The sequence below is a fragment of the Cellulomonas sp. IC4_254 genome, from assembly GCF_011603975.1.
Taxonomy (GTDB): Bacteria; Actinomycetota; Actinomycetes; order Actinomycetales; family Cellulomonadaceae; genus Cellulomonas.
Window position 1 is genome coordinate 1 of sequence record NZ_JAANNB010000059.1, and the last position, 18,536, is coordinate 18,536.

Sequence of the window (18,536 nt, forward strand, 5' to 3'; positions counted from 1 at the left end):
CGCGCGCGTCCTCCGCCTGGCGCGAGGGCGACCCCGTCGGCCGGCGCCGGTTCGTCGACCTCGGCGCCCTGGACCTGGAGGCGGGCGGCCGGCTGCCCGACGTCCGGATGGCCTACGAGACCTGGGGCACCCCCGCCCCGGACGGCTCGAACGCCGTGCTCGTGCTGCACGCGCTCACCGGCGACTCGCACGTCACCGGCGACGCCGCCCCCGGCCACCCGACGCCCGGCTGGTGGTCGACGCTCGTCGGCCCCGGCGCGCCGATCGACACCGACCGCTGGTACGTCGTGGCGCCCAACGTGCTCGGCGGCTGCCAGGGCAGCACCGGCCCGGCGAGCACCGCGCCCGACGGCCGCCCGTGGGGCAGCCGGTTCCCGCAGCTGACCGTCCGCGACCAGGTCGCGGCCGAGCTGCGGCTCGCCGAGGCGCTCGGCATCGGGTCCTGGGCGCTGGTCGTGGGCGCGTCGATGGGCGGGCAGCGCGCGCTGGAGTGGGCGGTCACCGCCCCGCACCGCGTCCGGCGGCTCGCCGCGATCGCCACCTCGGCGCAGACCTCGGGCGACCAGATCGCCTCGTTCCACACCCAGCTCACCGCGCTGACCGCCGACCCCCGGTTCCGCGGCGGCGACTACTACGACGCCCCGGACGGCGAGGGCCCGCACGTCGGCCTCGGCCTGGCCCGGCAGATCGCGCACCAGACGTACCGGAGCGCCGCCGAGCTCGACGCCCGGTTCGGCCGGATCCCGCAGGGCGGCGAGGAGCCGCTCGACGGCGGTCGGTTCGCCGTGCAGTCGTACCTCGACCACCACGGCGACAAGCTCGCGCGCCGGTTCGACGCCAACACCTACGCGGTGCTCACCCGGTCGATGATCACGCACGACCTGGGCCGGGACCGCGGCGGCGTCGAGGCGGCGCTCGCCACGGTGACCGCAGACACCCTCGTGGTCGCGGTCGACTCGGACCGGCTGTTCCTGCCCGAGCAGTCCGCGCGGATCGCCGCCGGCGTCCCCGGGGCACGGCCGCTGCGCACGCTGCGGACGCCGTACGGGCACGACGGGTTCCTCATCGAGCACGAGCAGCTCGGCCCGCTGGTGCGCGAGCACCTGGAGGGCTGAGGCGCCGGCGTCTGGCACGCTGACCCCATGGGGACCGGGGACGTGACCGCGCGCACCGAGGTGCTGCGCCGCCAGTGGGGCACGCTGCGCGACTGGGTGGGCGACGTGCTGGACGCCGACACGGCGCGCGCCGCGAGCGTGCTCGACGGCTGGAGCGTCGCGGAGCTCGTGGCGCACCTCGGCCGGGCCATGGACGCGCTCGCCGTGTGCGAGCCCGCGCCCGCCGGCACCGTCCCGCTCAGCCTCGCGGAGTACCTCGGCTCGTACGCGGGCCGGGCGGCCGACATCGACCGGGTCACGAAGGAGCTCGCGGCCGAGATCGCCGACGACCCGCTGCGGCACGTCGACGCGCTGGTCCAGCGCGCGCTGCGCAGGGCCGACGACCTCGGGCCCGAGGACCGCGTCGTGCAGGCCCGCCGCGGCCCGGTCCTGCTGTCCACGATGCTGGCGTCCCGGATCACCGAGCTCGTCGTGCACGCCGACGACCTGCAGCGCTCGCTCGCCCGGGCCCGCGGCGCCGCGCCCGGCTCGCGCGCGGAGCTCGGCACCGGCATCGGCCCGCTGCCCGGGGTGCCGGGCGGGCTCGGCCCCCAGGGCGGGCTCGGCGACGGCGTCACCTCCGCCGGGCCGCTCGACGGCGACGCGCTCGACCTCGTGGCCACCGAGCTGCTCCGCATCGTGCAGGCCCGCGGCGGCTGGGACCTCGACGTCGTGCAGCCGCTGACCTGGGTGCGGCTGGCCGCCGGCCGGGTGCCGTACGACGTGGACGTCCTGGCGGCGGCGCTCGCGCCGCGGTTCACCTCCGACTCGGTCCCGGACCTGGGCCGGATGCTCCCGGTCCTGTGAGCCGCCGGTCCCGAGCGTCCTCCTCGCCGAGATGGCAACTCTCGGCTGTGCGCGGGTGCGCGTGCGCAGCCGAGAGTTGCCATCTCGACGGGTCCCGGGGGCGGGTGCGCAGCCGGGGCTAGGGTCGGGAGCATGCTCGCCGCGATGGTCACCCGGTTCTCGCCCGACGACCCCCTGGCGGGGCTGACCGTCGGGGAGCACCCCGAGCCGCCGGTCCGCGAGCACTGGACGACCGTCGACGTGCGCGCGGCGGCCCTGAACCAGCACGACCTGTGGTCGCTGCGCGGCGTCGGCCTGAAGCCCGAGCAGCTGCCGATGGTGCTCGGCACCGACGGCGCCGGCGTCACCGGTGACGGGCGCGAGGTCGTCCTGCACGCGGTGGTCGGCGGCGCGTCCGGCCACGGCGTCGGGCCCGCCGAGCCGCGGTCGCTGCTGTCCGAGCGCTACCCGGGCACGATCGCCGAGCGGGTCGCGGTCCCCACGTGGAACCTCGTCGCCAAGCCTGCGGAGCTGTCGTTCGTCGAGGCCGCGTGCGTGCCGACCGCCTGGCTGACGGCCTACCGGATGCTGTTCGTGACCGGCCGGGCCCAGCCCGGGCAGCGGGTGCTGGTCCAGGGCGCGGGCGGCGGCGTGGCCACGGCCGCGATCCGGCTCGCCGCCGCGGCCGGGCTGGAGGTGTGGGTGACCAGCCGGGACGAGGCGCGGCGCGCGCGGGCGCTGGAGCTCGGCGCCGCGGGGGCGGTCGGACCCGGCGAGCGGCTGCCGGTCCGGGTCGACCTCGTGATCGAGACCGTCGGCGCCGCGACGTGGTCGCACTCGGTGCGGTCCGTGCGGCCGGGCGGCACGATCGTCGTCGCGGGGGCCACCACCGGGGACCCCGCGGCCATGGAGATCCAGCGGGTGTTCTTCCTGGAGATCGCGGTCCTCGGGGCCACGATGGGCACGAAGCAGGACCTGGAGCAGCTGCTCGCGTTCCTCGCGCGGACCGGCGTCCGGCCGGTCGTCGACTCGACCGTCCCCCTGGCCCGGGTCGGCGAGGGCCTGGCACGCTTGGCGCGCGGCGAGCAGTTCGGCAAGGTCGTCGCGGAGGTCTGACGGGCCGAGGGGTCCACGAGGGGGCGTGCGATGGCCGGCCGGTGGCGCGAGGACGTCCTGGGCGAGGACTACCGGGTCCGGACGATCGACCTGGCACCCGACGACGAGGGCGAGGTCGTCGCCAGCCTCGTCCGGTACGCCCCGCCGACGCCCGAGCCGCTGCGGCCGTCCCGCGCGGTGCTCTACGTGCACGGCTGGTCCGACTACTTCTTCCAGACCGGGCTCGCGGAGTTCTGGCACGCGCAGGGGGCGGCGTTCTACGCGCTCGACCTGCGCAAGTACGGCCGCAGCCTCCGGCCGCACCAGACCCCGGGCTACGTCGACGACCTGCGCACCTACGACGAGGAGATCGAGGCCGCGCTCGACCAGGTGCACCGCGACCTCGGGCGGTTCGCGCGGGTCATGATCATGGGCCACTCGACCGGCGGGCTGATCAGCGTGCTCTGGGCGAACCGGCACCCCGGCCGGGTGCACGGGCTGGTGCTCAACTCCCCGTGGCTGGAGCTGCAGGGCGCCGCGGTCGTCCGGCACGTGAGCGCGCCCGCGATCGCCCGGCTGGCCCGGCTGCAGCCCAAGGCGCCGCTGCCGAACATCGACCCGGGGTTCTACGGCCGCACGCTGCGGGCCGCGGACGGCGGCGAGTGGACCTACGACGACGCCTGGCGGCCGGTGCCGTCGTTCCCGGTGCGGGCCGGCTGGCTCGCGGCGGTCATGGCCGGGCACGCCGAGGTGGCCCGCGGCCTGCACATCCCGGTCCCGGTGCTCATGCTGGCGTCCGCCCGGACCGTCATCAGCCCGCGGTGGAGCGAGGACATGCGCGCCGCGGACGTGGTGCTCGACGTCGAGCTGCTGGCGCGGCGGGCGGTGCAGCTCGGCCCGGTGGTCTCGGTGGTGCGGATCGCGGGCGGGCTGCACGACCTCACGCTGTCGCCCGCACCGGTCCGGGCGCGGCTGTACGCCGAGATCAGCCGGTGGACGGCGGCGTACGGCTGGTCGTGACCGGCCGGCGCGTCAGGCGCCGACGGCCTCGCCGAGCGTCGGGCCGTCCTCGCCGAACCGCCACACCCGCCAGCCGTCCGCCGGGCGCTCCAGGTCGGCGGCCGCGGTCGCGGCGCTGCTCGGGTCGGCGTGCACGCTGCCGTCCTCGAGCTCGATGAGCCCGTCCACCCGGAGCGTCGCCACCAGCCGCTGGTTGCGGCGCACCCGGTGCCACACGAGCTCCAGGTCGCGGCGCTCCGCGGCGGCCAGCGCCTCCAGCTCCGGCAGCGGCTCGGACGCCGGGGCGTCGCCGTCGCGCGGGGCGGGGACGTCGTCGACGACCGGCGGGATCAGCGTGGTCTCGTCGGTGCGCGGCGCCGGCCGCGGCTCCGCGACGGGTGCGGCGTGCCGGTGGTGCTCGGCGTCGTCGTCCGGCCGGACGACCGGCGTGGGGTCGGTCGGCGCGGTGCCGCGGTGCCCGCCGGACGTCGCCGTCCGGCCCTCGGTGATCGGCACCGCGCCGGTCCGGGGACCGGGCTCGACCGCGCGCCGCTCGCCCGGCGTCGCGCGCAGCGGGGACACGTCCAGGTAGCGGCGCCCGCCGGGACCCTGGGTCACGCCCAGCCGCAGCACCTCGACGCCGCCGCCCGCCGTCACGTGGTCGACCGCCTCCAGCACGTCGTCCGCGACGTCCGCGCACACGACGACCAGGCGCGCGCCCGGCCGCGCCGGACCCTGCGACTGCAGCACCGGGGCGCGGTCCCGGAACACGGCGAGGTCCGCCTCGAACGCCTCGGGGCCGCCGCGGTAGACCCGCGCCAGGTCCGCCCGGCTCAGCCGGGCCGCACCGCCGGCGTGCCGCAGCGCGCGCACCAGGCCGGCCTCGTCCAGCAGCTGCACGACCTCGACCACGACGGGTCGCGAGGCCGCGTCCAGCGCCAGCAGGTGGGGGCCGCCCCGGGCACCCTCGCGGACGGTCAGCACCTGCTCGCCCAGGAGGTCCGACACGTGCTCCGCCACCAGCGCGGACGAGTCGGCCTCGAACGCGTCGGCCCGGGGCCGCATCGGCTGGACGAGGGTCCCGTGGCCGCCGTCGAGCTCGAAGATCGCCATCAGTCCGCTGCATCCCTTCCCGCGGCCCACCGCCGGACCGTCCCACCGCGCCGCAGGCGCCGCTGCTCGGCACCCGGCACCGCCGGGCGCTCCACCCCGCGGAAGTCTTCCACCGCCCGGACCGCACCGGGCACCGGCGCCGCCCATCTGCACGAGATGTCCACGCCGGAGCGCCCCGGCCCGCGGCCGGACGCGCGCCCGGTCACGCGGACAGGTGCTCCTCCAACCGCTCGACCTTGCCCGTCAGCTCGCCGGTGCGCCCCGGCCGGATGTCCGCCTTCAGGACCAGGCTCACGCGGCCGGCGTGCCGGCCGACCGCCTCGGACGCGCGCTTCACCACGTCCATGCACTCGTCCCACTCGCCCTCGATCGTGGTGAACATCGCGTCCGTCCGGTGCGGCAGGCCGGACTCCCGGACCACGCGCACGGCGTCGGCGACGGCCTCGGTCACGGACTCACCCGCACCGAGCGGGGACACGGAGAACGCCACGAGCATGCCTCCCACCCTGGTGCACGCCCCCCGGGTCCGTCCAGCCCCCGGACGGGTGCGGGCTTCACCCGCAGGTCGGACCCATCCGCGCCGCCGGGGGCTCCGAACCCCCTGCAGCGCACACCTCGTGCGCCACGTCAGCGGGGACGCAACCCCGGGAGGAGAGATCACCATGGGCCAGTCTGCCAACCGCCTCGTCGGCGGGATCTTCGGCGCCGTCTACCTGCTCGTCGGGATCGCGGGCTTCTTCGTCAGCTCCGGCGCGGACTTCGCGGGCACCGAGGGCGGGACGCTGATCTTCTTCGAGGTCAACCCCCTGCACAACATCGTGCACCTGGCGATCGGCGCCGCCCTGCTGGGTGCCGCCCTGTCGTCGGTGAAGGCCGCGCGCGCCGTGAACACCACCGTCGGCGCGGTGTACCTGCTGGTCGGCCTGCTGGGGCTGTTCCTGGTCGGCTCGTCGGCGAACATCCTCGCCCTGAACGGCGCGGACAACGTGCTGCACTTCGCCAGCGCGATCCTGCTGCTCGGCGTCGGCCTGGGCGCGGACCGCGCCGCCACCGCCCCGGCCGCGGCGCGCCGGGCGTGAGCGGGTCGCTCGCCGGCCGCGCGCCCGGTCCGGCGCGGGGGCTGCTCGTCGGCCGCACGCACGGTCCCGCGCGGCCGGCGGGCGACGTCGCCCCGGCGGCGGGCGTGCGGGCGCCGGCCGCCGCGGGCACCGGGTCCCCCGAGGGCGCCGTCCAGGCGTTCGTCCGGCAGTGGGCGGCGCTCGGCGCCCTCGGGCTCGGCCTCGTGGCGTGCGGCATCGGCGCGGGGCACCTGGCGCACCACCTCGCGGTGGGCGTCGCGCTCGCCGCAGTCGGGCTGGTGGCGATCGGCTGGGGCGTCCTCGCCCTCCGCGGTCCCGCCCCGGCAGCGCGTGCGGCCGCCGGCGCCGCCCTGGCGACCGGGCCGGGTGTCCTGCTCAGCGCGCCGCTGACCGGCACGGCCACCACGGCGGCCGAGGGCGCGGCGCTGGTGCTCGCGCTCGGCGTCGGGATCCTGCTGGCCGTGGGGCAGCGCTCCGCGGCCGACCCGCGGCCGCACCGGCGCGCGCCCGGCGGCGCCGGGCAGGCGGGCACCCTCGCGGCCGGCGCCCTGCTGGTCGCCCTGGTGACCGTGCCCGGGCTCGCCGCGACCGAGGCGGGCGCCCACGCGGTCCCGCACGGCTCGCACGGCCTCCCGGCCGAGACCGGGCACGCGGGCCACTAGCACTACCCACCGCGCCGGGCCCCCGGGTCTGGCGCCCACGACCGCCGCGCGGCGTCGGCAGGGACGGCTCCCCCGACGCCGCGCGGCTTCACGTGCGACCCGTCGTACGCCAGAGGCCCGGCACCCCCTCAGGGGTGCCGGGCCTCTCGCGTACGGGGGAGGTGGCTCAGGCCGCCTCGTCCTCCGAGGTGAGGTTCCGGGTCTTGTTCTGGTCGACCAGGATGCCGGGGCCGTTCGTGGTCGAGATGGTCGCCTTGGTGATGTAGCGACCCTTCGACGCGGACGGCTTCAGACGCAGGATCTCCTCGAGCGCCGCGGCGTAGTTCTCCACCAGCTGGACGTCGGAGAACGACGTCTTGCCGATGATGAAGTGCAGGTTCGCGTGCTTGTCGACGCGGAACTCGATCTTGCCGCCCTTGATGTCGGACACGGCCTTGGCCACGTCCATCGTCACGGTGCCGGTCTTCGGGTTCGGCATGAGGCCACGCGGACCGAGCACCTTGCCGAGGCGGCCGACCTTGCCCATGAGGTCCGGGGTCGCGACCGCGGAGTCGAAGTCGGTGTACCCGGCCGCGACCTTCTCGATCAGCTCGTCGCCGCCGACCTCGTCCGCACCGGCGGCGCGGGCCTGCTCGGCACGCTCACCGGTCGCGAAGACGATGACGCGGGCGGTCTTGCCCGTGCCGTTCGGCAGGTTGACCGTGCCGCGGACCATCTGGTCGGCCTTGCGCGGGTCGACACCGAGGCGCATCGCGACCTCGACGGTCGCGTCGTACTTCGTGGTCGACGTGGCCTGCGCGAGGCGGACCGCCTGCAGCGGGTTGTAGGTGGTGCCGGCCTCGATCTTCTCGGCCGCGGCGCGGTACGCCTTGCTGTGCTTCGCCATCTGCTCTCTCTCCTTCAGCAGTCGTGGTCGTCGGGCCGCACAGGGCCCTGCCACTGGGTCGCCCGCCCCGGAGGTCCCGGGGCGGGCGGTCGATCAGTCGGTCGGGGGGATCAGCCCTCGACCTTGATGCCCATCGAGCGCGCGGTGCCGGCGATGATCTTCTCGGCGGCGGCGAGGTCGTTGGCGTTCAGGTCCTCGAGTTTGGTCGAGGCGATCTCGCGGACCTGGTCCGCGGTCAGCGTCGCGACCTTGACCGTGTGCGGCGTGGGCGAGCCCTTCGCGACACCGGCGGCCTTCTTGATGAGCTCCGCGGCCGGCGGGGTCTTCGTGATGAAGGTGAAGGAACGGTCCTCGTAGACCGTGATCTCCACCGGGATCACGTTGCCGCGCTGCGACTCGGTGGCCGCGTTGTAGGCCTTGCAGAACTCCATGATGTTGACACCGTGCTGACCCAGCGCCGGACCGATCGGCGGGGCGGGGGTCGCCGCACCGGCGTTGATCTGGAGCTTGATGAGGCCGGTGACCTTCTTCTTCGGGGGCATGAGCCACCCTTTCTTCTCTCGTGGGCCGACGCCGTGGGCGATGACCCGGTTGCAGTGCTGCGTCCGACCGCGCCCCGCGTGCGGCGGGGCGGGCGGCTCAGATCTTGGCGACCTGGCTGAACGACAGCTCGACCGGGGTCTCCCGGCCGAAGATGGAGACGAGGACCTTGAGCTTCTGGTTCTCGGGGCTGATCTCGGAGATCGTCGCCGGCAGCGTGTCGAACGGGCCGTCGGTGACGGTGACCGACTCGCCGACCGTGAAGTCGACCTCGATCGGCGCGGACGCCTTCTGCTGCGGGGCGGCGGACGGGGCCTTGGCCTCGATCGTCGGCGCCAGCATGGAGAACACCTCGTCGAGGGTCAGCGGGACCGGCTGGTGGGTGTGGCCCACGAAGCCCGTGACGCCCGGGGTGTGCCGGACGGCGCCCCACGACTCGTCGGTGAGGTCCATGCGCACGAGGACGTAGCCGGGGATCCGGACGCGGCGCACGACCTTGCGCTGCGCGTTCTTGATCTCGACGACCTCCTCCATGGGGACCTCCACCTGGAAGATGAAGTCCTCCATGTTGAGGCTCTGGATGCGGTTCTCGAGGTTCGTCTTCACGCGGTTCTCGTAGCCCGCGTAGGAGTGGATGACGTACCAGTCGCCGAACTGCGACTTCAGCTGCGCCTTGAACGCGGCGACCGGGTCCTCGTCGACGTCGACGTCGACGTCCTCGACCTCGTCGGCCTCCTCGACCTCGGCCGCGGGCGCCTCGCCCTCGCCGGAGTCGGCGTCGACCTCGTCCGCGGGCTCGCCGGCGGCCGGGGCCTCGACCGCCTCGACCGACGCCAGGGCGTCGTCGAGCTCGGACTCGGCGGCACCCAGACCGGGCTCCTGCGATTCCTGCGACACGGGCGAACCTGCTTTCTGCTGCGGAAGGTGGTGCTGAGGGGACGTGCGCCCGGCGGGGGCGCCGTGGGCGCTCAGCCCCCGAAGATCCAGAACGTGGCCTTGCCGATGCCGAAGTCCACGATCGTCACGAACGCCATCACGACGGCCACGAAGACGAGCACGACACCGGTGTAGGTCACCAGCTCGTTGCGGGTCGGGCGGACGACCTTCTTGAGCTCCGCCACGACCTGGCGGACGAACAGGGCGATCCGGGCGAACAGGCCGCGCTTCTTCTCCGGGCGGGCGGCCTTCTTGCCGCCGGTCCGCTCCGCGGGCTCGCCCGCGTCGGACGCCGCCACGGGTGCCGAGTCGCTCACCTGATCGATTCCCCTACGTCTCGCGACGCCGGCCGTCGCCGGGCGCCTCATGTCGTCCGGCGGCCGCGCCCCGGGAGGTCCCCGGGTGGGCCGCGCGGTCCGTGACCACACGCGCAGGGCAGGCGAGACTCGAACTCGCAACCGCCGGTTTTGGAGACCGGTGCGCTACCAATTGCGCCACTACCCTACGGCGGCGGCGTCCTGGTGAGCCTCCCTCGCGGGCGCGGCTCATCATGGTGGACGTCAACCACCGAGGGACCACTGTACGCGACGCGCGGGCCGGGGTCGAACCGCCCCGGGACCCTGCCGCTGTGACGCGCGCCGCCGCGGACGTCCCCTGCGCCGGCGCCGCCCCGTCTGCGAGGATGGCGCCGTGAGCGCGCCAGCCCCCCAGCCCGCCCCGTCCGCGTCGACCCGCCGCGTGTCCGCGCGCGTCGGGGGCATCGCCGAGTCCGCCACGCTGGCGGTCGACGCGAAGGCCAAGGCCCTGAAGGCCGCCGGGCGGCCGGTGATCGGCTTCGGCGCCGGCGAGCCGGACTTCCCGACGCCCGACTACGTCGTCGAGGCCGCCGTCGCCGCCGCGCGGAACCCCGCGAACCACCGCTACTCCCCCGCCGGCGGGCTGCCCGCGCTCAAGGAGGCGATCGCGGCCAAGACGCTGCGCGACTCCGGGTACGAGATCTCCCCCGCCGACGTCCTCGTGACCAACGGCGGCAAGCAGGCCGTCTACCAGGCGTTCGCCACGCTGCTCGACCCGGGCGACGAGGCGCTGCTCCCCGGCCCGTACTGGACCACCTACCCCGAGGCGATCCGGCTGGCCGGCGGCGTGCCCGTCGAGGTGATCGCCGGCGTCGACCAGGGCTACAAGGTCACCGTCGAGCAGCTCGAGGCCGCGCGCACCCCGCGCACCAAGGTGCTGCTGTTCTGCTCGCCGTCCAACCCGACCGGCGCGGTCTACACCCCGGAGGAGACCGCCGAGATCGGCCGCTGGGCCCTCGAGCACGGCGTCTGGGTCGTCACCGACGAGATCTACGAGCACCTCACGTACGACGGCGCGGTGGCGACGCCGATGCTGTCCGCCGTCCCGGAGCTCGCGGACACCACCGTCGTGCTGAACGGCGTCGCCAAGACGTACGCGATGACCGGCTGGCGGGTGGGCTGGCTCGTGGGCCCGTCGGACGTCGTGAAGGCCGCGACCAACCTGCAGTCGCACCTGACGTCCAACGTCGCCAACGTGTCCCAGCAGGCCGCGGTCGCGGCGCTGACCGGGGACCTGTCCGCCGTCGCCGCGATGCGGGAGGCGTTCGACCGCCGCCGCCGGACCATGGTGTCGATGCTGGGCGAGATCGACGGCGTCGTCATCCCCGCCCCGCAGGGCGCGTTCTACGCGTACCCGGCGGTGCACGGGCTGCTCGGCCGCACGTTCCGCGGCGTCACGCCGACCACCTCCGCCGAGCTGGCCGCGCTGCTGCTCGACCAGGCCGAGGTCGCGGTCGTCCCGGGCGAGGCGTTCGGCCCGAGCGGGTACCTCCGGCTGTCCTACGCCCTGGGCGACGCGGACCTCGCCGAGGGCGTCGGCCGCATCCAGGCGCTGCTCGCCGAGGGCTGAGAGCCGCCGCCCGGCCCGCGCGACGCACCCCGGCTGACCCGCCCGTCCACCGATCGGTGGACGGGCGGTCCCGTCCCCCGGTCGTCCCGCCGCGGCACCGCCGCGCGCCAGGCTGGCTGCCATGGACGACAGCGACCTGGCGGTCCGGGTGACCGGCCTGCAGAAGCGGTACGGCGAGAAGCGCGCCGTCGACGGGCTCGACCTCACGGTCGCCCGCGGCGAGATCGTCGCCGTGCTCGGCCCGAACGGGGCGGGCAAGACGACCACCGTGGAGATCCTCGAGGGCTACCGGCACCGGGACGGCGGCGACGTCCGGGTCCTCGGCGGGGACCCGCAGACCGCGGGCCGCGAGTGGCGGGCGCGGATCGGCATCGTGCTGCAGGGCACGAACGACCTCGCCGAGGCGACGGTCTCCGAGCTCGTGCACCACTTCGCCCGGTACTACCCCGACCCGCGGGACCCCGAGGAGGTCATCGAGGCGGTCGGCCTGCGCGAGAAGGCGCGGACCCGCACCCGGCAGCTGTCCGGCGGGCAGCGGCGCCGGCTCGACGTCGCGCTCGGCATCGTCGGGCGACCCGAGCTGCTGTTCCTGGACGAGCCGACGACCGGCTTCGACCCCGAGGCCCGGCACGCGTTCTGGGACCTGGTCTCCGGTCTGCGGGACGGCGGCACGACGATCCTGCTGACCACGCACTACCTGGAGGAGGCCGAGCACCTGGCCGACCGGGTCGCGGTGGTCCGGTCCGGCCGGGTGGTCGCGGTCGACACCCCGGCGGACCTGGGCGGGCGCTCGGCCCGGCAGGCCGTCGTCCGGTGGACCGAGGGCGGCGCACCCCGCTCGGAGCGGACGGACTCCCCGACGGCGCTGGTCGCGGCGCTCGGCGCCCGGCTCGGCGGCGAGGTGCCCGGCCTGCAGGTCGTCCGCCCGACGCTCGAGGACGTCTACCTCGGGCTGATCGCGGACGACGAGGACAGCACCCCGGCGGCCCGGCCCGCCCTGGCGACGACGGAGGCCGCGCGATGAGCACCACGACCCTGGACCGGACTGCGGCCGGCCGGCTGCCCGGCACGCTGCGCCTCGGCGTCGACCGGGCCCGCTACGAGATCCGCGGGTTCTTCCGCGAGCGGGACGCGATCATCTTCATCTTCGCGTACCCGATCATCATGCTGGCGATCTTCGCCACGGTGTTCGGCCAGGACGGCGCGGAGGTCGCCGACGGGGTGCCGTTCGCGCAGTACTTCCTGCCGGGCATGATCGCGACCGGCGTGCTGCTGTCGTCGTTCCAGTCGCTGGCGATCTCGATCCCGGTCGAGCGCGACGAGGGCGGCCTCAAGCGGCTCGGCGGCACCCCGCTGCCGCCCGCGGCGTACTTCCTGGGGAAGGTCGGCCAGGTGCTGGTCGTCTCCGTGGTCCAGGTGGGGCTGCTGCTCGCCGTCGCCGCGCTGCTGTTCGACGTCGACATGCCCGACGCCTCCGGGTGGGCGACGTTCGCGTGGGTGTTCGTGCTCGGCGTCGCGGCCGGCGCGGTGTGCGGGGTCGGCTTCTCGTCCTTGCCGCGGTCCGGCCGGTCGGCGAGCGCGGTGGTGACGCCGGTCGTGCTGGTGCTGCAGTTCATCTCCGGGGTGTTCTTCGCCTTCTACGACCTGCCGTCCTGGATGCAGCAGGTGGCGTCGGTGTTCCCGCTGAAGTGGATGGCCCAGGGCATGCGGTCCGTGTTCCTGCCGGACGAGGCGGCGTCCCTGGAGCCGTCGGGGTCCTGGCAGCACGGCGCGACCGCGGCGGTGCTGCTGGCCTGGCTGGTCGTCGGCCTCGTGGTCGGGGTGCGGACGTTCCGGTGGCGGCGGCGTGACGACGGCTGACCTGCGCCAGACTGGGCCCGTGACCAGCGACGCGCGACCGGGGGACGGGGCTGCGGCCCCGGCCCCCGGCGGCGCGCGCGCGGAGGCCGAGCGGACCCTGTTCTGGCGCCGGGCCCTGGCGGGCTGGGACGCGGCGTTCTACGCGCTCCTGGCGATCAGCGCGATCTCGATCCTCACGGTCGCGGACACCTTCCCGCCGGACGGCGGGACCTGGGCGGCGCTCGGCGGGCTGACCCTGCTCCTGCTGGCCTACGTCCTGGTCGGCCGGCGCGGCGCCCAGGCCGGTGACGTCCGGCTCACCCGGGCGTACCTGGTCGTGCTCGTGGTGGTGGTCTCGCTGTGCAGCGGGGTCAGCACCATCGGCTCGATCCTGCTGTTCGTCGGCTTCTCGCAGGTGTGGTTCTTCGCCGCCTCGATGCGGGAGGGCGTCGTGGCGTCCGTCGTGCTGGCGGTCTCCTCGTGCGCCGCGATCGCCACGGCGGCGTTCGCGGCCGGCGAGGACCCCTCGGCGCGCGACCTGGTGGTGCTGGCCGCGCAGATGGCCGTCGGCCTGATCTTCTCGCTGGCGCTCGGGGTCTGGATCACCCGGGTCGCCGAGCGGTCGGAGGAGCGCGCCTGGCTGCTGGAGCAGCTCGAGTCCGCCCAGGCGCAGCTCGCCGCGAGCAACCACGCCGCGGGCGTGCTCGCCGAGCGGGAGCGGATGGCGCAGGAGATCCACGACACGCTCGCCCAGGGGTTCACCAGCGTGGTGATGCTGGCGCAGACCGCGCAGGCCCAGCTCGACGCCGGACGGGGCGACCTGGCGCGGGACCGGCTGGACCAGGTGGAGCGGGTCGCCCGGGAGAACCTCGCCGAGGCGCGGGCGCTGGTCGCCGCGTTCGGGCCCGCCGCCCTGGCCGACGCCACGCTCGCCGAGGCGCTGGAACGGCTGGCCGAGCGGTTCCAGGCCGAGACCGGGGTGCGCGTCGAGGTCGTGCTCGGCGACGCCGGCGCCCCCGACCGGGACACCGAGGTCGTCCTGCTCCGGGCTGCGCAGGAGGCGCTGGCGAACGTCCGCAAGCACGCGGGCGCCCGCCGGGTGCTGCTCCGGCTGGTGCGGGACGACGGGACCCTCGCGCTCGAGGTGCTGGACGACGGGCAGGGACTGGCGCCCGGCACCGCCGAGGGCGTCGGGCTGCGCGGGATGCGGGAGCGCGTCACCGCCGGCGGCGGGACGCTCGACGTGGCCGGGGAGCCCGGCCGCGGGACGCGGGTGCGGCTGGCGATGCCGCTGCGCGACGACGAGGGGCCGCTCGGCGGCCCGGGGACGGGGGCGGCGTGACCGCGCAGGAGCAGGACCGGGCCAGGGTGCGGGTGCTGGTCGCCGACGACCACCCCGTGGTGCGGTCCGGGCTGGTCGGCATGCTCACCGTCGAGCCGGACGTCGAGGTGGTCGGCGAGGCGGCCGACGGCGCCGCGGCGGTCGAGGCCGCGCGGGCGCTGCGCCCGGACCTGGTGCTGATGGACCTGCGGATGCCGGTGCTCGACGGCGCCGCCGCGACGGCCCGGATCGTCGCCGAGCTGCCCGGCGTGCGGGTGCTGGTGCTCACCACCTACGAGACCGACGCCGACATCCTGCGCGCCGTCGAGGCCGGCGCCACCGGCTACCTGCTCAAGGACACCCCGCGCGACCAGCTCGTGGCGGGCGTGCGCGGCGCCGCCCGCGGGGAGTCGGCGCTCTCGCCGTCGGTCGCGTCGCGGCTCGTCCAGCAGATGCGCGGCGAGGGCGAGCGGCTGACGGCGCGCGAGCTCGAGGTGCTGGCCGGGGTGGCGCGCGGGCTGTCGAACGCCGCCGTCGGCCGGGAGCTGTACATCACCGAGGCCACCGTGAAGACGCACCTGCTGCGGGCGTTCGCAAAGCTCGGCGTCGACGACCGCACGCACGCGGTGACGGTGGCGATGCGGCGCGGGCTGCTGCCGGCGCCCTGAGCGCGGGAGCCGGCGCGGGGTCCGGCGCGCCGTCGCGGGCGCCGCGCAGGCGCATCGGGCAGACTCGCCGGGTGCGCGACCTGGCCCTGCTCCCGAAGGCTCACCTGCACCTGCACTTCACCGGGTCCATGCGCGTGCAGACCCTGGGCGACCTGGCCGCCGAGCGCGGCGTGCGGCTGCCGGCCACGCTGCTCGACGGCGAGGGGCTGCGCGTCCCGGCCGACGAGCGCGGCTGGTTCCGGTTCCAGCGGCTGTACGACGCCGCCCGCGCCTGCGTCCGCGGCGAGGCCGACCTGCGCCGGATCGTGCGCGAGGCCGCGACCGACGACGCCGCGGAGGGCTCGGGCCGGCTCGAGATCCAGGTGGACCCGACGTCCTACGCCCCGCCGGTCGGCGGCATCACGCCGGCCCTGGAGATCGTGCTGGACGAGGCCCGGTCCGCGAGCGCGGACCTCGGCGTCGAGGTCGGCGTGATCGTGGCGGCGTCCCGGATGCGGCACCCGCTGGACGCCCGGATCCTGGCGCGGCTGGCGGCACGGTACGCCGGCGACGGGCCGGGCGAGGTCGTCGGCTTCGGCCTGAGCAACGACGAGCGCCGCGGCGAGACCCCGGAGTTCGCCCCGGCGTTCGCGATCGCGCGACGCGCGGGCCTGGCGTCCGTGCCGCACGGCGGCGAGCTGCTCGGCCCGCCGCACGTCGAGGACGTGCTGGAGACGCTGGCCCCGGACCGCCTCGGCCACGGCGTGCGGTCGGCGGAGGACGGCGCGCTGCTGCGCCGGATCGTCGACCGCGGGATCGCCCTGGAGGTGTGCCCGGCGTCGAACGTGTCGCTCGGCGTCTACCGCCGCCCCGAGGACGTGCCGCTGCGCCGGCTGGTCGACGCGGGCGCGACGGTGGCCCTGGGCGCGGACGACCCGCTGCTGTTCGGGTCCCGGCTGGTCGAGCAGTACGCCACGGCGCGCGACGTGCACGGGTTCACCGACGCCGAGCTCGCCGACCTGGCGCGGGCGTCGATCCGGGCGAGCCGGGCCTCCGACGGCTCGAAGTCCCGCCTGCTCGCCGGCGTCGACGCGTGGCTGGCCACCGACCCGGTTGCGCAACCGGCGGGTTGACCAACCGCGGCCGCACCTCCGCCGAGATGGCAACTCTCGGCTGCCTCGCCGCGCCACCTCGCAGCCGAGAGTTGCCATCTCGGCGTGTGGGCGCCGGTGTCAGAGGTCGGTGCCGACCAGGACCGGCTCGGGCTCCAGGACGACGCCGAACCGCTGCGTCACGCCGTCCCGGACCGTGCGCGCCAGCGTCAGGAGGTCGCCGGCGTTCGCGCCGCCGCGGTTCGTCAGCGCCAGCGTGTGCTTGGTGGACAGCGCCGCCGGCCCCGGCAGGCCGTAGCCCTTCGCGAAGCCGGACTGCTCGATCAGCCACGCCGCGCTCGTCTTGACCAGGCCCTCGCCCGCGGGGAACCGCGGCGCGTCCTCGGGCAGCTCGGCGGCCTCCGCCTCCGTCAGCACCGGGTTGGTGAAGAACGACCCGGCCGACCGGGTGTCCGGGTCCGTCGGGTCGAGCACCATGCCCTTGCGCGCGCGCAGGGCGAGCACGGTCGCGCGGACCTCGGGCAGCGGCGCCCGCTCCCCCACCGCGATCCCGAGCGCCCGCGCCAGCTCGGCGTACCGGATCGGCTCGGACAGGTCGGCGACCCGCAGCTGGAACGTCACGTCGAGCACCACGTACCGCGGCGTCGGGAACCAGGGCGCGCCCGGGTCGGCGGCGTCGGGCAGCGCGCGCATCGACCGCTTGAGCAGCGACGTCCGGTAGCCGAACTGCAGGTCGACGACCGGCAGCGTCCGGACCCGGCCGCGCACCCGGTCCCAGACCCGCACGGTCGCGATCGTCTGCGAGACCTCCTGGCCGTACGCCCCGACGTTCTGCACCGGCGTCGCGCCGGTGGACCCGGGGATGCCGGACAGCGCCTCGATGCCCTTCAGCCGGTGCGCGGCGGCGTGCGCCACCACGTCGTCCCACGGGGTGCCCGCGGCGGCCGTCACGGTCACGCCGGCGCACGCGGAGTGGTCGGGCGTGGTGAGCTCGTGCCGGACGTCCCGGACCACCAGGCCGTCGAAGCCCGCGTCCGACACCAGCAGGTTCGACCCGCCGCCCAGCACGAGCAGCGGGACGCCCTCGGCGTCGGCGGTGCGCACCGCGTCGATCAGCTCGGCCTCGGTGGTCGTGTCCACGAGCCGGCTCGCGGGCCCGCCCACCCCGAGGGTGGTCAGCTCGCTGAAGGTCGTGGACTGGACGTCGGTGGTCACGGGACGAGCGTAGGCCGCTCCGCGGGCTCCTGCCGCGCCGGTGCTGCGGCGTTCACGACGAGCAGGCCGATGACGATCGGCACCGCGATGGCGAGCAGCGCGTGCCGGTACCCGACCTCGTGCGCGAGCAGGCCGAGCAGCGGCGGCCCGGCCAGGAACGCCGAGTAGCCGATGGTCGACACCACGGACACCCGGGCGGCGGCGTGCACCGGGTCGTCGCTCGCCGCGCTCATCCCGACCGGGAAGCCGAGCGCCGCGCCCATGCCCCACAGCACGGCGCCGACGAGCGCGAGCCACAGCAGGTCGTCCGGGACGAGGCCGAACACCAGCAGGCCCACCAGCGCCAGACCCGCGCACAGCCGCAGGACCGCGACCCGGCCGAACCGGTCGAGCAGCGCGGTGCCGAGGAACCGCATGACGGTCATCGCGGTGACGAAGACGCCGAACGAGATCGCCCCCACCGCGTCGGACCGGTCGAACCCGTCCACCACCGCGAGGCTCAGCCAGTCGTTGCCGGCGCCCTCGGTGAGCGCGGCGGCCAGGACGACGAGGCCGATGAGCAGCGTGCGGGGCTCCAGCCACGCGGCGAACACGGACCGCGGGGCGTGCTGCGCGGCACCCTCGCCCGCCGGCGCGTGCTGCCCCGCCGGCAGGAACGAGCGGACGGCGACGAGCACCGCGACCGAGGACAGCAGCACCGCCACGGGGACGTGCACCTGGACCGGCACGTGCGCGGCGGCGACCAGGGCGGCGATGCCCGCGGCCACCACGGTGCCGAGCGAGAAGCCCGCGTGGTACCGCGGCATGACCGTCTTCCCGAGCCGCTGCTCGACGATCGCGCCCTCGAGGTTCATGGCGGCGTCCCAGACGCCGGTGCCGACGCCGAACACCACCAGGCCCGCGGCCGTCACGACCACCTCGCCCGCCGCGGCGCCGAACGTCGCGATCGACAGGCCGGCGGCGTTGAGCAGCGCGAAGCCGGCGACCGCCTTCACCGCGCCGATCCGGGTCACGACCAGGCCGGACAGCGGCAGCGCGACGAGCGACCCGCAGGACCCGACGAGCAGCAGCAGGCCCATCTGCGCCTCGGACAGCCCGAGCGAGTCCCGGACCGCGGGCAGCCGCGCCGCCCAGCTCGAGAAGTTGAACCCGGACAGGGCGAACACCAGGAACACCGCGACCGAGGCGGTGCGGACGGCCCGCGGGGCGGGCCGTCCGCACCGCCT

The 18,536-nt window shown here is 75.8% G+C and carries 20 protein-coding genes and 1 tRNA gene; 12 read left to right on the forward strand and 9 right to left on the reverse strand.

Translation table 11 applies throughout. From position 1 onward, the window contains the following. From G6556_RS07985 to G6556_RS08000, 4 genes are all read left to right on the forward strand, one after another. Window positions 1–1,115 (forward strand): homoserine O-acetyltransferase (locus G6556_RS07985; RefSeq protein WP_166940181.1); only part of this gene is annotated, 1,115 nt, incomplete at its 5' end. Between the two features lie 27 nt (window positions 1,116–1,142). Next, window positions 1,143–1,961 (forward strand): maleylpyruvate isomerase N-terminal domain-containing protein, encoded by an 819-nt coding sequence (locus G6556_RS07990; RefSeq protein WP_166940183.1) that lies wholly within the window; start codon window positions 1,143–1,145, stop codon window positions 1,959–1,961. 132 nt (window positions 1,962–2,093) lie between these two features. After that, window positions 2,094–3,056, forward strand: a complete 963-nt coding sequence (locus tag G6556_RS07995; RefSeq protein WP_166940184.1) for a zinc-binding dehydrogenase — start codon at window positions 2,094–2,096, stop codon at window positions 3,054–3,056. Window positions 3,057–3,086: 30 nt separating this feature from the next. Next, the gene (locus G6556_RS08000; protein WP_166940186.1) at window positions 3,087–4,055 is read left to right on the forward strand and encodes an alpha/beta hydrolase; all 969 of its coding nucleotides are present in this window, start codon (window positions 3,087–3,089) and stop codon (window positions 4,053–4,055) included. Window positions 4,056–4,067: 12 nt separating this feature from the next. On the opposite strand, the gene G6556_RS08005 is transcribed toward G6556_RS08000, so the two are convergent. Both G6556_RS08005 and G6556_RS08010 read right to left on the reverse strand, forming a co-directional pair. Next, window positions 4,068–5,147 (reverse strand): hypothetical protein, encoded by a 1,080-nt coding sequence (locus G6556_RS08005; RefSeq protein ID WP_166940188.1) that lies wholly within the window; start codon window positions 5,145–5,147, stop codon window positions 4,068–4,070. 202 nt (window positions 5,148–5,349) lie between these two features. After that, window positions 5,350–5,643, reverse strand: coding sequence for an MTH1187 family thiamine-binding protein (locus G6556_RS08010; RefSeq protein WP_154730165.1), 294 nt, complete (start codon window positions 5,641–5,643; stop codon window positions 5,350–5,352). Between the two features lie 166 nt (window positions 5,644–5,809). Here G6556_RS08010 and G6556_RS08015 point away from each other — a divergent pair, with 166 nt between their 5' ends. Then, window positions 5,810–6,226 carry a DUF4383 domain-containing protein gene (locus G6556_RS08015; protein ID WP_166940190.1) on the forward strand — a complete coding sequence of 139 codons (417 nt, stop codon included), beginning with the start codon at window positions 5,810–5,812 and terminating at the stop codon, window positions 6,224–6,226. Then, window positions 6,223–6,888, forward strand: a complete 666-nt coding sequence (locus tag G6556_RS08020) for a hypothetical protein (protein WP_166940192.1) — start codon at window positions 6,223–6,225, stop codon at window positions 6,886–6,888. The genes G6556_RS08015 and G6556_RS08020 overlap by 4 nt, the downstream gene beginning before the upstream one ends. Window positions 6,889–7,054: 166 nt before the next feature. Here the strand turns inward: G6556_RS08020 and rplA are convergent, their stop codons facing one another. The 5 genes from rplA to G6556_RS08045 all read right to left on the reverse strand — a co-directional run bounded on the left by rplA (window position 7,055) and on the right by G6556_RS08045 (window position 9,754). Beyond that, on the reverse strand, window positions 7,055–7,774 hold the full coding sequence (rplA, locus tag G6556_RS08025) for a 50S ribosomal protein L1 (protein WP_166940194.1): 720 nt from the start codon (window positions 7,772–7,774) through the stop codon (window positions 7,055–7,057). A 110-nt stretch (window positions 7,775–7,884) separates the two neighbouring features. Then, window positions 7,885–8,316: a 50S ribosomal protein L11 gene (rplK, locus tag G6556_RS08030; RefSeq protein WP_147795436.1), complete on the reverse strand. Its 432-nt coding sequence runs from the start codon at window positions 8,314–8,316 to the stop codon at window positions 7,885–7,887. 97 nt (window positions 8,317–8,413) lie between these two features. Further along, a complete protein-coding gene (nusG, locus tag G6556_RS08035) occupies window positions 8,414–9,211 on the reverse strand; it encodes a transcription termination/antitermination protein NusG (RefSeq protein WP_166940196.1) in 798 nt (265 codons plus the stop codon). Between the two features lie 71 nt (window positions 9,212–9,282). Next, complete coding sequence (gene secE / locus G6556_RS08040) at window positions 9,283–9,567, reverse strand: preprotein translocase subunit SecE (RefSeq protein ID WP_324846972.1); 285 nt, start codon at window positions 9,565–9,567, stop codon at window positions 9,283–9,285. A 114-nt stretch (window positions 9,568–9,681) separates the two neighbouring features. Beyond that, a tRNA-Trp gene (locus tag G6556_RS08045) sits at window positions 9,682–9,754 on the reverse strand. Between the two features lie 186 nt (window positions 9,755–9,940). Between G6556_RS08045 and G6556_RS08050 the strand changes: the two genes are divergently transcribed. From G6556_RS08050 to G6556_RS08075, 6 genes are all read left to right on the forward strand, one after another. Continuing rightward, window positions 9,941–11,176: a pyridoxal phosphate-dependent aminotransferase gene (locus G6556_RS08050; protein ID WP_166940200.1), complete on the forward strand. Its 1,236-nt coding sequence runs from the start codon at window positions 9,941–9,943 to the stop codon at window positions 11,174–11,176. A 121-nt stretch (window positions 11,177–11,297) separates the two neighbouring features. After that, window positions 11,298–12,200: an ABC transporter ATP-binding protein gene (locus G6556_RS08055; RefSeq protein ID WP_166940202.1), complete on the forward strand. Its 903-nt coding sequence runs from the start codon at window positions 11,298–11,300 to the stop codon at window positions 12,198–12,200. Beyond that, window positions 12,197–13,036 (forward strand): ABC transporter permease, encoded by an 840-nt coding sequence (locus tag G6556_RS08060; RefSeq protein WP_166940204.1) that lies wholly within the window; start codon window positions 12,197–12,199, stop codon window positions 13,034–13,036. Before G6556_RS08055 ends, G6556_RS08060 begins: the two co-directional genes overlap by 4 nt. A 19-nt stretch (window positions 13,037–13,055) precedes the next feature. Further along, the gene (locus G6556_RS20185) at window positions 13,056–14,357 is read left to right on the forward strand and encodes a sensor histidine kinase (protein WP_205693186.1); all 1,302 of its coding nucleotides are present in this window, start codon (window positions 13,056–13,058) and stop codon (window positions 14,355–14,357) included. Beyond that, complete coding sequence (locus G6556_RS08070) at window positions 14,354–15,004, forward strand: response regulator transcription factor (RefSeq protein ID WP_166940206.1); 651 nt, start codon at window positions 14,354–14,356, stop codon at window positions 15,002–15,004. The genes G6556_RS20185 and G6556_RS08070 overlap by 4 nt, the downstream gene beginning before the upstream one ends. A 71-nt stretch (window positions 15,005–15,075) precedes the next feature. Further along, window positions 15,076–16,116: an adenosine deaminase gene (locus G6556_RS08075; RefSeq protein WP_166940208.1), complete on the forward strand. Its 1,041-nt coding sequence runs from the start codon at window positions 15,076–15,078 to the stop codon at window positions 16,114–16,116. A 99-nt stretch (window positions 16,117–16,215) separates the two neighbouring features. On the opposite strand, the gene G6556_RS08080 is transcribed toward G6556_RS08075, so the two are convergent. Both G6556_RS08080 and G6556_RS08085 read right to left on the reverse strand, forming a co-directional pair. Then, the gene (locus G6556_RS08080; protein WP_166940210.1) at window positions 16,216–17,310 is read right to left on the reverse strand and encodes a UDP-N-acetylmuramate dehydrogenase; all 1,095 of its coding nucleotides are present in this window, start codon (window positions 17,308–17,310) and stop codon (window positions 16,216–16,218) included. Further along, window positions 17,307–18,536, reverse strand: a 1,230-nt coding sequence (locus G6556_RS08085) for an MFS transporter (protein ID WP_346774779.1), incomplete at its 5' end; no start/stop codon positions are given. The genes G6556_RS08085 and G6556_RS08080, both read right to left, overlap by 4 nt.